The 14,489-nt window shown below is 35.8% G+C and carries 8 protein-coding genes and 1 pseudogene; all 9 read left to right on the forward strand.

From position 1 onward, the window contains the following. Positions 1-536: pseudogene (locus ABF281_RS01070) on the forward strand (3-deoxy-D-manno-octulosonic acid transferase); the annotation flags it as partial. 500 nt (positions 537-1,036) lie between these two features. Next, positions 1,037-3,301, forward strand: coding sequence for an NADP-dependent malic enzyme (locus ABF281_RS01075; protein WP_347179850.1), 2,265 nt, complete (start codon positions 1,037-1,039; stop codon positions 3,299-3,301). A gap of 3 nt (positions 3,302-3,304) precedes the next feature. Beyond that, the gene (gene ruvA, locus ABF281_RS01080) at positions 3,305-3,886 is read left to right on the forward strand and encodes a Holliday junction branch migration protein RuvA (protein WP_347179851.1); all 582 of its coding nucleotides are present in this window, start codon (positions 3,305-3,307) and stop codon (positions 3,884-3,886) included. 21 nt (positions 3,887-3,907) lie between these two features. Then, on the forward strand, positions 3,908-10,933 hold the full coding sequence (gene sprA / locus ABF281_RS01085; protein WP_347179852.1) for a cell surface protein SprA: 7,026 nt from the start codon (positions 3,908-3,910) through the stop codon (positions 10,931-10,933). Positions 10,934-10,941: 8 nt separating this feature from the next. Further along, on the forward strand, positions 10,942-11,322 hold the full coding sequence (gene gcvH, locus ABF281_RS01090) for a glycine cleavage system protein GcvH (RefSeq protein ID WP_347179853.1): 381 nt from the start codon (positions 10,942-10,944) through the stop codon (positions 11,320-11,322). Next, complete coding sequence (locus ABF281_RS01095; protein WP_347179854.1) at positions 11,288-11,674, forward strand: VanZ family protein; 387 nt, start codon at positions 11,288-11,290, stop codon at positions 11,672-11,674. The genes gcvH and ABF281_RS01095 overlap by 35 nt, the downstream gene beginning before the upstream one ends. Positions 11,675-11,725: 51 nt before the next feature. After that, the gene (locus tag ABF281_RS01100; RefSeq protein WP_347179855.1) at positions 11,726-12,451 is read left to right on the forward strand and encodes an energy transducer TonB; all 726 of its coding nucleotides are present in this window, start codon (positions 11,726-11,728) and stop codon (positions 12,449-12,451) included. 119 nt (positions 12,452-12,570) lie between these two features. Further along, positions 12,571-13,446 carry a hypothetical protein gene (locus ABF281_RS01105; protein ID WP_347179856.1) on the forward strand — a complete coding sequence of 292 codons (876 nt, stop codon included), beginning with the start codon at positions 12,571-12,573 and terminating at the stop codon, positions 13,444-13,446. A gap of 114 nt (positions 13,447-13,560) precedes the next feature. Next, positions 13,561-14,489 (forward strand): rhodanese-related sulfurtransferase (locus ABF281_RS01110; protein WP_347179857.1); only part of this gene is annotated, 929 nt, incomplete at its 3' end.

Genomic DNA, 14,489 nt, shown 5'->3' on the forward strand with positions numbered 1-14,489 from the left:
CAAAGGATGAAGAAGGTTTGGTGCAGTATATCAATACTGTTGCACGTGAAGACGAAAAGTTTATCATTGCTCCACATAATATTGATGTATTGGGGATTGAGAAGTTAAAAAGTAGTTTAACTAAGAAGACGATTTTATACACCCAAAAAGAGGACAAAGATTTGAGTTGTTATCAAGTTATGATTGTCGATACTGTTGGGATTTTGTCAAAAATATACGCTTATGCAAATATAGCTTATGTTGGTGGTGGCTATACTAAAAGTGGGGTTCACAATACTTTAGAAGCCGCTACTTATGGCTTGCCAATTGTCATAGGACCAAACTATAAAAAGTTCAAAGAGGTGAAAGATTTAATTTCCTTGCAAGGTTGTACAAGTGTTCAAAATACAGAAGAGCTGATGACCGCTTTGTCCCTATTTTCAAAAGATAAAAACTTAAGAGAGGAGAAGAAACAGATCACCAAACAATACGTAGTTAGTAATTTAGGAGCCACAAAAAAAATAATGGAAACGATTCAAACCCTCATATTAAGATGAAAAAAACTACCGTCATAGCCTTTTCATTGTCTTTGCTAACCGTACTGTTTTTGTCGAGCTTTAAGCTTTTAGATTCCCTATATCTATTTCCAAATTTTTTATGGATCGTTCCTTTGTTTGGACTTTATTCTTTGACAGTATCTTACTTTACGCGGGCTTTCAAAACAAAGCTAAGTCCTGTACAAAAACTTTTGATCATCTTGATTGGGTTCTTGGGTGTAATTTCTCTTTTGTGTGTTGGTTTCTTGATTTGGAAAGTAAATTATGGGAATATATTTTTAGAAACTCAATCTAGTTTTGAATTGAATCTTAAAAACATCTTCTTTTGGGTTGTTTATCAATCTTACTTGTTACTCTTTTTTTTTTCATCTTTTAAACAAGTAGTTACTTATGATCAGAAATAGGATTAAGAGTCAAGGATCTATTATTTTTGAAAAAGGACGAGTCGTGGGTGTCTTCAGAAAACAAATAGTATATTTGCTAACTTAAATTCGTTGGAAATGAAATACACTAAAAAGGAAAAAGAGGCTTTAGATTATCACGAAAGGCCTCAGCCGGGTAAAATTAAGATTGTACCGACAAAAAGATATGCTACCCAAAGAGATTTAGCCCTAGCTTATTCTCCAGGAGTAGCTACTCCTTGTTTGGCGATTGAAAAAACTCCAGAAGACGCTTATCGATACACTTCAAAAGGAAATTTAGTCGCTGTAATATCAAATGGAACCGCTGTTTTAGGTTTAGGTAATATTGGAGCCTTGGCAGGAAAACCTGTGATGGAAGGAAAAGGGTTATTGTTTAAAATTTTTGCAGACATTGACGTTTTTGATATTGAGGTTGATACAGAGGATGTTGACAAATTTATAGAGACAGTGAAAGCGATTGCTCCTACTTTCGGAGGAATTAATTTAGAAGATATAAAAGCTCCAGAAGCCTTTGAAATAGAAAGAAGGCTGAAAGAAGAATTGGATATTCCTGTTATGCACGATGACCAACATGGTACTGCAATTATTTCTGCAGCAGCATTAAAAAACGCCATTGAGATCACGGGTAAAGATATTGGAAAGGTAAGAGTTGTAGTTAATGGAGCTGGAGCAGCAGCCATTTCTTGTACAAAAATCTACAAGGCTTTAGGAGTTGATCCAGAGCATATTCTGATGTGTGATAGTAAAGGAGTTATTTCTAAAAAACGAGAAGGATTAACTGAGCAAAAGAAGGAGTTTGCTAGAGATACTGAACTTACAACCCTAGAAGAAGCCGTCAATGGAGCGGATGTATTTATTGGATTGTCAGTTGCGGGCGCTTTGACACCTGAAATGTTAAAGACCATGGCTGCAGATCCTATTGTTTTGGCGATGGCAAATCCTACGCCAGAAATAAGTTACGAACTGGCAGTAGAAACTAGAGACGATGTCATCATGGGGACAGGACGTTCAGATTTCCCAAACCAAGTAAATAACGTATTAGGTTTTCCATTTATATTTAGAGGAGCATTGGATGTTAGGGCCACTGTAATCAATGAAGAGATGAAAATGGCAGCCGTATATGCTTTGGCAGATTTGGCGAAGAAAAATGTCCCAGAGCAAGTTAATATTGTTTACGGAGAGAAGAATTTACAGTATGGTAGAAATTATATCATCCCAAAACCTTTTGATCCAAGGTTGATTTATGAGTTGCCTCCAGCCATTGCAAAAGCAGCGATGGATAGTGGAGTAGCGAAGAAACCAATCACCAATTGGGATCAATATACTCAAGAATTAATTGACCGTTCAGGTTCCAGTAGTAAGTTTGAGCGTATGCTCGTTTCACGATCTCAAAAAAATCCTAAACGAGTTGTATTTCCTGAAGCAGAACATATGAATGTCCTAAAAGCTGCACAAATTGTATCGGACGAGGGAATTGCCGTACCAATCTTGTTGGGAAATATTGAATTGATCAAAGCTCTAAAAGAAGAGATAGGTTTTGAGGCAGAGGTAGAGATTATAGACCCAAAGAGTGAAGAGCACAAAAATAAGGTTGAGGACTACGCAAAAAAGTATTGGGTTAAGCGTCAACGCAAAGGTATCCGTTTGTTAGATGCACAAAAGCATATGGTTACGCGTAATTATTTTGCGGCTATGATGGTTAATGAAGGAGCGGCAGATGCGATGGTTTCAGGTTACTCTAGAAATTATCCTTCGACAGTAAAACCTATTTTTGAAACGATTGGGAAAAGACCAGAGGCTTCTAGAATTGCTGCGGCTAACATTATGATTACTGAAAAAGGTCCTTTGATATTCACGGATACTACGGTAAATATTGACCCTACCTCAGAGGTACTTGCAAACATTGCTGAGTTGGCAAGTGGTATGGCAAAAATATTTGCCATTCAGCCTCACATTGCGATGCTATCTTACACCAACTTTGGAGGAGTAGAGAGTAAAGGGGTTGCTAAAGTTCAAAAAGCCGTAGAAATTTTAAAAGAAAAAAGACCAGATTTAGTTGTAGACGGTCCTATTCAGGCTGATTTTGCTTTGAATCATGATTTGCTAGAAAAGCAATTTTCATTTTCAGACTTAGTTGGAAAGGAGACAAATACGTTTATTTTTCCTAGTTTAGACGCTGCAAATATTTCGTATAAAATGATCAAAGAATTAACAGACGCAACTTCTATCGGACCCGTATTGATGGGGCTAAATAAGCCAGCACATGTGGTACAATTAGGAGCAAGTGTAGAAGAAATTGTAAATATTACTGCGGTCGCGGTAATTGATGCACAAAATCAATAATAAATGATTACCCATTTAAAAGGTAAGCTTGTCGAAAAAAATCCAACTTACGCCATTGTAGAATGCAATGGTGTAGGCTATTTTTTACATATATCGCTGAATACATTCTCTCAAATTCCAGATGCAGAGTTAGTCATGCTTCATACTCAACTTATTGTAAGAGAAGATTCCCATACGCTGTATGGATTTGTTTCTGTTTTGGAAAGAGAAATTTTTAAGTTACTCATTTCTGTTTCAGGGATAGGCGCTAGTATAGCAAGAACCATGTTGTCCTCTTTGACTACTGAAGAAATACAAAAAGCATTAGCCACAGAAAATGTTGCTGTCATTCAGTCTGTCAAAGGAATTGGAGCCAAAACGGCTCAAAAAGTAATTATTGAGTTGAAAGACAAGATAATTAAAACGTACGATATGGAAAATACAATGGTGTTGGCAGACAATAGTAGTAAAGAAGAAGCGTTATCTGCTTTAGAAGTATTAGGTTTTGTCAAACGACAAGCAGAAAAAGTCGTAACAGGGATTCTAAAAGAGTCCCCCGATTTAAGTGTTGAGAAGTTGATAAAACTGGCATTAAAAAAACTGTAGAACTAAACTGAACCAAATACATTGAAAAACTTTTCCCGAATAATATCTTTATTATTAGGTCTTGCAGTAACTTACAGTAGTTATGGGCAAGAAAAGCAAAAGGGAGCTCCTCGTATAGATAGTGGTTTTCCAATCTATTCTTTTGATAATTATGAGGATGGTGTTCTGTATTTAAAAAATCCAACCGAAAAGGAGATTGAATACAAACCCAAAATAGGAAGATACATTGTTAGAGAAAAAATAGGGAATACCAGTTTTACGACACCAGTTTATCTAACAGAAGAAGAATATCAAAAGTACAGGCTGAAACAAGACGTCCAAGACTATTTTAAACAAAAATCCTTAGCGATTGATGGACTTAGAAATGATTCCGAGCAAGTTCAGAAAGATTTATTACCGACGTTTTATGTAAATAATAATTTTTTCAACACCATTTTTGGTGGATCAGAGATAAAATTAGTGCCAAGAGGTTCTGTAACTTTACGTTTTGGTCTTTTGTATCAAAATGTAGAGAATCCAATCCTTTCTGAAGAAAACAGAAAGAGTTATACGCCCGAGTTTGATCAACAAATAAGAGCCAGTATCACAGCAAAAGTTGGAGAACGATTGACTGCCGATATAAACTATGACACACAATCTACTTTTTCTTTTCAAAATCAGGTGAAATTAACTTACGAACCAACGGAAGATGATATCATCAGAAGTATTGAGGTTGGTAATGTGAACATGGATATTAAAAACAACTTGATCAACGGTTCACAAAGTTTATTCGGAGTTAAAACAAAGTTACAATTTGGCGCAACCACAGTGACAGGAGTTTTTTCTCAGCAACAATCACAAACCAAAAATGTGACGGCTGAGGGAGGGGCTGCTTTGTCTGAATTTGAATTGAGAACTACTCAGTATGACAACAATAAGCACTTTTTTTTAGCTCAGTACTTTAGAAATAGATACAATGACGCCTTAAAAGAACTCCCCTTGATCAATTCTCCAATACAAATCACAAAAGTTGAGGTCTGGGTCACCAACAGAAATACCAATACACAAGAAGTTAGAAATGTAGTAGGTTTGGTCGATTTAGGAGAGTCAGGAGTAGATAAATATGACAACACAAAGTCCAATATAACCAATACAACTCAGGTCACACCCTCTCCAGACGCAATACAATTACCTAGGAACGAAGAAAATAGTTTGAGAAGTTATGTAGGTACTCAAACAGATTTGTTAAGAGATGTGCAAGATGTTTCCAAGGTTTTAACTGGATTTAAGCAAGGATCAGAATATGCGATTATAGAAAATGCAAGAAAGCTAACTTCGTCTGAGTTTACGTATCACCCTCAATTGGGTTATCTCTCTTTGAATTCTAGATTGAATGATGGAGATGTTATGGCGGTCTCTTATGAATACACTTATAATGGAGTAGCCTATAGAGTAGGAGAATTATCGACAGACGGTATGGAAAGTGATCAAAATATTGTGGTCAAGTTGATCAGGCCACAACTCATAAACACCAAAGAAATTGTTTGGAATTTAATGATGAAAAACATTTACTCTTTAGGGGCTTATGACATGCAAAGAGAAGGTTTTAGACTTGATTTGCTATACAGAGATGACGCTACAGGGCAGGCAACAAACAATCTTCTAAATGCAGAAGACGATCAGATAAAAGCCAGGACTATTTTAAATCTTACTCAGGTAGATCGACTAGACGCAAATAATAATTTGACCAGACAGACGCCAACCAGTTATGCTGGTGATGGCTTTTTTGATTATGTAGAAGGTTTAACAGTGAACTCAAGAAATGGGAGTATTATATTCCCTACAATTGAGCCCTTTGGTAGAGATTTAGAAGCCATTTTAACGGATCAAGCAGATAAGGATAAATATGTCTTTAACGAACTGTATACCACCACAGTTTCGGTCGCAGAAAATGATTATCAGAATAAAGATAAATTTTTATTTTCGGGTCAATATAAAGCCAGCGCGGCAGATGGAATTTCTTTAGGGGCTTTCAATGTACCAAGAGGTTCTGTATCGGTCACTTCAGGGGGTATTGCTTTGGTGGAGGGATCAGATTATACTGTTGATTATTCTGCTGGAATTGTTAGAATTATAAACCCATCTATTGAATCTTCAGGGCAAGCAGTAAACGTGTCTTTAGAAAACAACACGTTCTTTAATCAACAAACAAAAAACTATGTTGGATTAGACGTCGAGCATCAGTTTAGTGATCATTTTGTTTTGGGAGCAACCTATTTAAACATTACCGAAAACCCTATTAGCAATAAAGTTCAGGTTGGTCAAGATCCAATTAATAATTCTATGTACGGGTTAAACTTTAATTATAGCACAGAAGTACCATTGTTGACTAATTGGGTGAATTACTTACCAAATGTAGATACGGAAGTCACTTCTAATATTTCTGTAAGAGGAGACATTGCTTATTTAAGGCCCAATACACCAAGTACTATTGATATTGGAGGAGAAGCAACCACATATATAGATGACTTTGAAGGAGCGCAAATTCCAATTAACATTGGAACCGCTCAAAATTGGTCTTTGGCAAGTGTTCCAGTCAGTTTTGATGGTGTTGATTTTGGGGGCTCCAAAAACAACCACTTAGATTATGGAAAAAAACGAGCAAAATTAGCTTGGTACACTATTGATCAATTGTTCTACAGCAATACCTCTTTAAGACCTAAGAACATAGATCCTGAAGAATTGTCTCGGGCAGAAGTTAGACCCGTACAGAGCTTAGAGTTGTTTCCAGAAAGAAATTTAGACATTACCCAGAGAACAAACCTCCAGACATTTGACCTTTCTTATTATCCAAACGAACGAGGGCCTTATAATTATGAAGAGCCTTTCAATTCGGATAGACCAGAAGAGTTAGATCATCCAGAAGATCGTTGGGCTGGAATCACAAGAGGTTTAACAACTACCGATTTTCAAAACTCAAATATTCAATATATTGAGTTTTGGATACAGGACCCCTATGAGAATTATAGTATAACGGGTAGTGATGGAATTGTAACCAATCCAACGCCAACCAACCAAAAGGGGAGTTTATATATCAACCTAGGGAGCATTTCTGAAGACATTTTAAAAGACGGTAGAAAAGTTTTTGAAAATGGATTGCCTGAGGATGGGGTGGTTGATATTGGAGTGAATATCGATACTACTGCCGTTGCAAATGTGCCAACAGAGAAGTCATTGTTATATGCTTTTGATACCGGGAACAATACGAGAACAAATCAAGACATTGGTTTGGATGGAATGAGTGATCTCGAAGAAGTAAATAGATTTCCAGATATAGGTTTGTCAGATCCATCGTCTGACAATTACCATTTTTACAGAGGTAGCGATTTAGACAACTCAAACGCAAGTATTTTAAGGCGATACAAGAATTATAATAATACGGAAGGAAATTCTCCAACAGCGGCTTTGTCACAAGAAGCTTATCCAACTTCTGCAACCAATAATCCAGATGTTGAAGATGTTGACAGGGACCAAACTATGAATACTTTAGACGCCTATTGGCAGTATAAAATTGATTTGTCTCAAAACAATTTAAGTAAAAACACCAATCCACACATTATAGACGAAAGAACGACTACGATCACTCTTGAAAACGGGATGGATAGACAGTTCAAATGGTATCAGTTTAGAGTACCTATCGCTGAGGGAAGGGCAATGAATGGCATCAATAGTTTTCAGTCGATACGCTTCATGAGGATGTTTGTTACAGATTTTCAAATCCCCGTGGCTTTACGTTTTGCAGAGTTACAATTGGTAAGAGGGGATTGGAGAATTTATGATCAAATCATAGATCAGAATGACAATTTGACCAAACGAGAACTAACCGACTCAAATAATTTAGTAGAAACGGGGACAGTCAACATTGAAGAGAACGAAAATAGAGTTCCTGTAAATTATATTCTACCCCCTACAATCACTAGAGAAAATTTACAAGGGACGTCAAGTATATTACAGCAGAACGAGCAATCGTTAAGTTTAACCGTTAGTAATCTTGAGCAAGACCAAACAATAGGAGTGTATAAAAATGTAAATGTTGATATGCGTATGTTTAAGCGTTTAAAAATGTTTATTCATGCAGAAGAATTAGAGAGGAATGCGTTGAATGATGACGATCTGATAGCAGTAATCCGTTTGGGAAGTGATACAAACGACAATTACTACCAGATAGAGATTCCACTAAAAATGACAGATGTTCCAAATTTTGGAACAAGCAATGCGCTGGGAGCATATTCCGTTTGGCCAGAGGAAAATAATTTAGATATTTCATTAGCAGACCTAACGGCCCTAAAATTAACCAGAGATGATATAGGCTCGAGTTCATTGGTAGTTTATCCTTCTGAGAGCTCCGAAACAGGGGTACAACTAAAGATAAAAGGGAATCCAAACTTGTCCAATGTGAGAACTATTTTTATGGGGATTAAAAACAAAGAGATTACCCAGAAGTCTGCTGAAATCTGGTTCAATGAGTTGAGAATGTCTGGATTTGACAATCAAGGGGGTTGGGCGACAAACGTATCTGCTGATGCTAATATTGCAGATTTTGCAAAAATCGCATTAAATGGAGGATATCAATCTATAGGGTTTGGAAGTGTTGATCAAAGTGTAAATGAGAGAAGTCAGGAAGAGATCAAAAACTACAGTGTAAACACTAGTATAAATGCAGGTAAATTATTACCAAATCATTGGAAGGTAAGAATACCCGTGAACTATACTGTTTCCGAAGAAATTAGGACGCCTAAATTTGATCCAAAATATGAAGATGTTTTATCAAAGGATAGAGAGAACACAAATGAGATTGATATTAAAAGTAAAAAAAGAAGTATTAGTTTTATCAATGTAAAGAAGGAAAGAAGCGATATAAGCGATCGAAAACCTCGAATGTATGACATAGAAAATTTTAGTGTATCGTATAGTTATAGCGATGCCATAAACGAGAGCTATACCATTGAAAAAGATATTTCAAAAAGTGTAAATGCATCTGCTAATTATGTATACAAGTTCAAGCAAATTGAGATAGCGCCTTTCAAAGCCAGTGATTTTTTCAATCATAAAAACTTAAAGTTAATCAAGGATTTTAATTTCAATTTATGGCCTTCTTCTATTAGCGTAAATAGTGCGGTCAAAAGAAATTATAGCGAATACAAGACAAGAGATTTACTGGGCACAACTACAGTTGAAGGTAGCATTCCGATTCCTACTTTAAAGCAACGCAACTTTTTGTTTGATTGGAATTACAATATCGGCTATCAGTTGACAAACGCCATTAATGTAAGTTTTGAGGCGAGTAATAATTTTATTTTCGACACTTTCGAACACAATGGTAGTTCTGTAGAAGCGATAGACAATATGAGTTTGTTTTCTGACTTTTTTAATATGGGAAGGCCGAGTAACTATTCACAAAGTCTAATAGCTAACTATAAGATACCAATCCATAAATTCCCGTTACTGAGTTTTGTTTCGGCAGATTATTCTTATTCAGGTAATTTTAATTGGCAAGCTGTATCTCCTTCTTTTGTAGACCAAATAGGAAATACAATCCAAAATGGGCAAACTCATAACTTTACCAGTAATCTTAACTTCTCTAAATTATATTCAGCCATTGGGCTGAAAAAGTTGTTTTCACCAAAGTCTAAAAAAAGGAAGTTACCAAGTTTAGGGAAGAGAAAATCCAAGAAAGGATTTTCGTTCGGAGACGTTGTGTACGATTTGTTGACCGGTATCAAAACGGCGAAATTTAGTCATAAGATAAACACGGGGAGCTCTCTAAACGGATATGCGCCTGAAGTAGGGTTTTTAGGTAGAAATAAATACAATGGAACTCATGCTCCAAGTTTGGCTTATGTTTTTGGACAACAAACCAACATCTTACAAAACTCAATAGACAACGAATGGTTGGTGGGTAGGTCAGGAAGTGTAGAAGATGTGATTTACAACAAAAATTATGCATCAAACATGGTGACAAGCACCAATTACGACATCACAATTAAGCCAATTAAAGATTTGAATGTCCAGTTTACAGGGACCAGAGCGTATTCTTCTAGTTCGCAACAACAAATAGACTTTATTACGGGTAGTGCAAGTGTTGAACCTAGTCAGGTCAATGAATTTGGTAGTTTTAGTATTTCTCATTCTTTAATTAAGACAGCTGTGAATTCTGATGCAGACGCACTGTTTGATAATTTCATTTCCAACAGAGAAAAAATCGCAAACGATCTCTATCCAAACCAAGAAGCAGGATCTAATTCACAAGCCTTGAATAGCCAAGAAGTTTTGATACATTCCTTTTTGGCGGCTTATAGCGGTTCAGATGTTAGTAAGAGTGATAAAACTATCTTTAGAAATGTTCCCGTTCCCAATTGGCAGCTAACGTATAGAGGCTTGATGAAATTAGGGTTTATAAAGAAGAATTTCAGGAACTTTACGCTAACACATGGTTACAACTCGTCTTACACGATAAATAATTTTTCAAGTAATCTAAATTCAGACAACACAAACCCATTCCAGTCAGATTATATTTATTCAGGAGTGACGTTAGTTGACGCCTTCTCTCCGTTGGTTAAAATAGATGTTAAACTCAAAAACTCTTTGTCTTTTATAGGGACAGTAAATAGTAACAGAACCTTATCGTTAAATTTAAACAACACAACTCTGTCAGAAGTTATTGGGAATGAATATGTTTTTGGTATTGGTTATAGGATAAAAGACGTATCTATCAGAACTAAATTTTTAAATCAGAGAAAATCCTTGAAAGGAGATCTTAATATCAAAGCAGATGTATCATATAGAACTGATGTGACGAGTATCAGAAGTATTGACTCAGCAACAAATCAGCCTGTAGGAGGTCAAAATTTATTGGGAATTAAAGTTGCAGCAGATTACAATTTAAGTCGTAGTTTTACCGCAAGTTTGTATTACGATCAGAATGTTTCTAGTTATGCAATTTCAACATTGTACCCTAGACAATCGATCAACACAGGATTAAGTATAGTTTATAACCTAGGAAATTAAAAAGAAAGATGAGTTTTCCACAAGAATTAAAGTACACGAAAGATCACGAATGGGTCAGAATTGAAGGCGATTTTATTATTGTAGGCGTTACAGATTTTGCCCAAAGTGAATTAGGAGATATTGTTTATGTTGACGTAGACACGTTAGACGAAACAGTTGATGAAAACGAAGTTTTTGGTTCTATTGAAGCAGTAAAAACAGTCTCAGATTTGTTCATGCCTGTAACAGGAGAGATTGTCGAGTTTAATGAAGGCTTAGAAGATGAACCAGAATTAGTAAACGCTGATCCTTATGAGAAAGGATGGATGATCAAAGTAAAACCAAACAATATAGAGGACGTTCAAGATTTATTAGATGCGGCAGCATATAAAGAGATTATTGGAGCATAGCAGTCTCTTTATATCGATCTCGCTTAGTTTTTTAATATTAGGGTTAAGTTTAACAAATACAGAAGATTTTCCAGATTTTAAAATTTCTTATTTGGATAAGATTGAACACGTAATTGCTTATGCAATTCTGTCTTTTTTTTGGATGACTTCACGAGAAACAGGACAGGTTAATTTAAAATTTCACAAATTACTATTGTTGCTTATTGCTTTTGGTGTGGTTATTGAAGGATTACAAATGACAATAACTACAAGTAGAACAGGAGATTTACTAGATGTTTTTGCAAACACAATAGGAGTCTTTTTAGGTGTCTTAATATTGAAAATCCTTAGGCCTATATATTTGCATGTCTAATTCTAATTTTGTTATTTTAGCAAACTAAAATTCAATTCAACTGAATAAACAATGGAAGTTAAAAAGAATCCTAAATCTAACCTTGAAAATTTTAGCAAAGTTTTTACTTTGCTTGGCTTAGTTTTGTCTCTATATATCGTTTATATAGCGATTGAGAGCAAAACATATGATAGGGTTGTAGATGAATTACAGTCTGTAACTTTGCAGTCTGACGATGTAGAAACAATGGTGATGACACAAATAAAACCACCCTCTACACCGCCGCCGCCACCACCACCACCGCCACCAACACCAGAACAATTTGAAAAAGTTGAAGATGACGTTGAAATAGAGGAGGTTGTCATACAGACTACTGAAATTGAAATAGAGGATGTCGTAGATATAGAAACCGTAGAGTATAGTGATGAAGGAGAAGAGGTCACGTACGAGGATGTTCCTTTTGCAGCTATCCAAAATCCGGCAATATACCCTGGGTGTGAAAGATCTAAGGACAAGAAAAAATGTTTTAGCGATAAAATTCAAAGGTATATTGGTAAAAATTTTGATACAGGTTTAGCTGAGGAATTAGGGTTGAGTGGAATTCAGAGAATGAATGCCATGTTTAAAATCGACATTAATGGAAAGGTAACAGGTATTAGAGTCAGAGCTAAAAATCCGGAACTACAAAAGGAATTTGAGAGAACACTAAGAGGTTTGCCTCAAATGGTGCCGGCAAGTCAAAACGGAAGAAAGGTAAACTTGTTATTTGCTTTGCCTCTTGTGTTTAGAGTAGAGTAAGTTTTCGTAACAAATATCAAAAAGCCTCGTGATTTTATCACGAGGCTTTTTGTTTTGAATGAAAATGACCAAATTTTGAAATGTTCTATGAATTCTGTATTTTTAAAATAAAAGATCAGATGAAAAAGAGAATTTTAAGGATAATTGTGTTGTGCACAACAATTTTCCATGCACAATCCCAAGGGGATATTGCATTTGTAGGTTATAATGGAGATGGCGATGACGACTTTGCCATTGTGGTTTTGGTAGATATTCCTGCCCATTCAACAATTTATTTCACAGACAGCGGTCCTGATATAACCGGCACAGGAATGGATGATTTAGCAGAGGGAGTCATTACTTGGACGACGGGAAGTTCAGAAATCAGTGCAGGGACAGTTGTGACATTTACAGACATTGATAATGACACAAATGCGGCTTATGGTGTTTCAGTTGGACAAATTGAAAGAAGTAAATCGGGTTTTTCTTTAGCTGTAGGAACTAGTGGAGATGAAATCTTTGCCACTCTCGGAGATCCTGCTCAAGACCAAGTGTCAACGTGGTTAGCGGGTATTGAAGTTCACAATCATGGTCGTCCAGCAAACTTTGATACTTCGGGTTTGATTCCTGGGGCAAATTATTTGGTTATTGATACGACTCAAAGTAAAGACGGCGGAGAATATACAGGGGTTAGATCTCAGAAAACAGCAGATGAATATAGACGACTAGTCAATGACCAAACAAATTGGACTACAGACACTGAAGATGGAGAAAAATTTGTGCCTTTTAACACTTCAAACTTTACTTTTTTAACGTTAACAGTAGAGGGTGTAAATAGTTTTGACATGGGAGTGTTTTTTCTTGAAAACAAAAAAATAACGACAGATATTGGAGAAATAAAAAACGTGTATAATGTGTTCGGTCAATGTATTGAAAATCAAAATTTGACCCAAGGCCTTTACATTGTTGAGGTAAAAAAGAAAAATAGGTTGCTTAGGTATAAATTTGCTTTTTAACTCGAATCCTACGTAGATTTTTTAAAATATATCTTTCTGGTATAGTTTTGGAGTACACTGAATAGTTTCTATTATCTTTGTAAAAATTTTAATGTTTAACTAAATTCATATAGCATGCAACTGTATAATAAGTTAAGCGCAGAAGAACGTGCTCAGCTAATTGATCAAGCGGGAAAAGACCGATTGACCATTTCATTTTATCAATATTATCATATTGGGAATCCACAAATCTTTAGAGATCATTTGTATATCCATTGGGATCGTTTAGAAGTTTTGGGTAGAATTTACGTAGCGAAAGAGGGTATAAATGCTCAGTTATCTTTACCGGCGGATAGATTCATAGCGTTCAAAAGTCATTTAGACAGTATCTTCTTCCTAAAAGACATTAGATTAAATATTGCTGTAGAGCAAGACAACAAATCATTCTTAAAACTTAAAGTTAAGGTTAGAGATAAAATTGTTGCCGATGGTTTAAACGACGAATCATTTGATGTTACCAATAAGGGTGTGCACTTAAACGCGTCAGAATTTAACACACTCTTAGCGGATCCAAACACTATCTGTGTTGATATGCGGAATCATTATGAAAGTGAAATTGGTCATTTTGAAGGTGCGGTTACCCCAGATGTCGATACCTTTAGAGATTCATTGGACATAATTGAAGAAAACTTAAAAGACCACAAAGAAGATAAAAATTTACTCATGTATTGTACAGGGGGTATTCGTTGTGAAAAAGCAAGTGCTTACTACAAGCACAAAGGGTTTAAGAATGTGTTTCAATTAGAAGGAGGAATTATAGAGTACACGAGGCAGGTAAAGGAGCAAGATGTTCAGAATAAATTTAAAGGCAAGAATTTTGTTTTTGATCATAGAAAATCTGAACGAATATCTGAAGACATTGTTTCCAATTGTCATCAATGTGGAGACCTCTGTGATACCCATGTAAATTGTGCGAATGAAGCCTGTCATTTGTTGTTTATCCAATGTGATTCGTGTAAAGATAAGATGGAAGAATGTTGTTCAACTGCTTGCCAGGAGACCAA

The organism is Wenyingzhuangia sp. (assembly GCF_039768515.1).
GTDB lineage: Bacteria > Bacteroidota > Bacteroidia > Flavobacteriales > Flavobacteriaceae > Wenyingzhuangia.

Coding starts and splice junctions, on each gene's coding strand:
- ABF281_RS01075 (WP_347179850.1), top strand. CDS start 1,037: ATGAAATACACTAAAAAGGAAAAAGAGGCTTTAGATTATCACGAAAGG.
- ruvA (WP_347179851.1), top strand. CDS start 3,305: ATGATTACCCATTTAAAAGGTAAGCTTGTCGAAAAAAATCCAACTTAC.
- gcvH (WP_347179853.1), top strand. CDS start 10,942: ATGAGTTTTCCACAAGAATTAAAGTACACGAAAGATCACGAATGGGTC.
- ABF281_RS01095 (WP_347179854.1), top strand. CDS start 11,288: ATGCGGCAGCATATAAAGAGATTATTGGAGCATAGCAGTCTCTTTATA.
- ABF281_RS01100 (WP_347179855.1), top strand. CDS start 11,726: ATGGAAGTTAAAAAGAATCCTAAATCTAACCTTGAAAATTTTAGCAAA.
- ABF281_RS01105 (WP_347179856.1), top strand. CDS start 12,571: ATGAAAAAGAGAATTTTAAGGATAATTGTGTTGTGCACAACAATTTTC.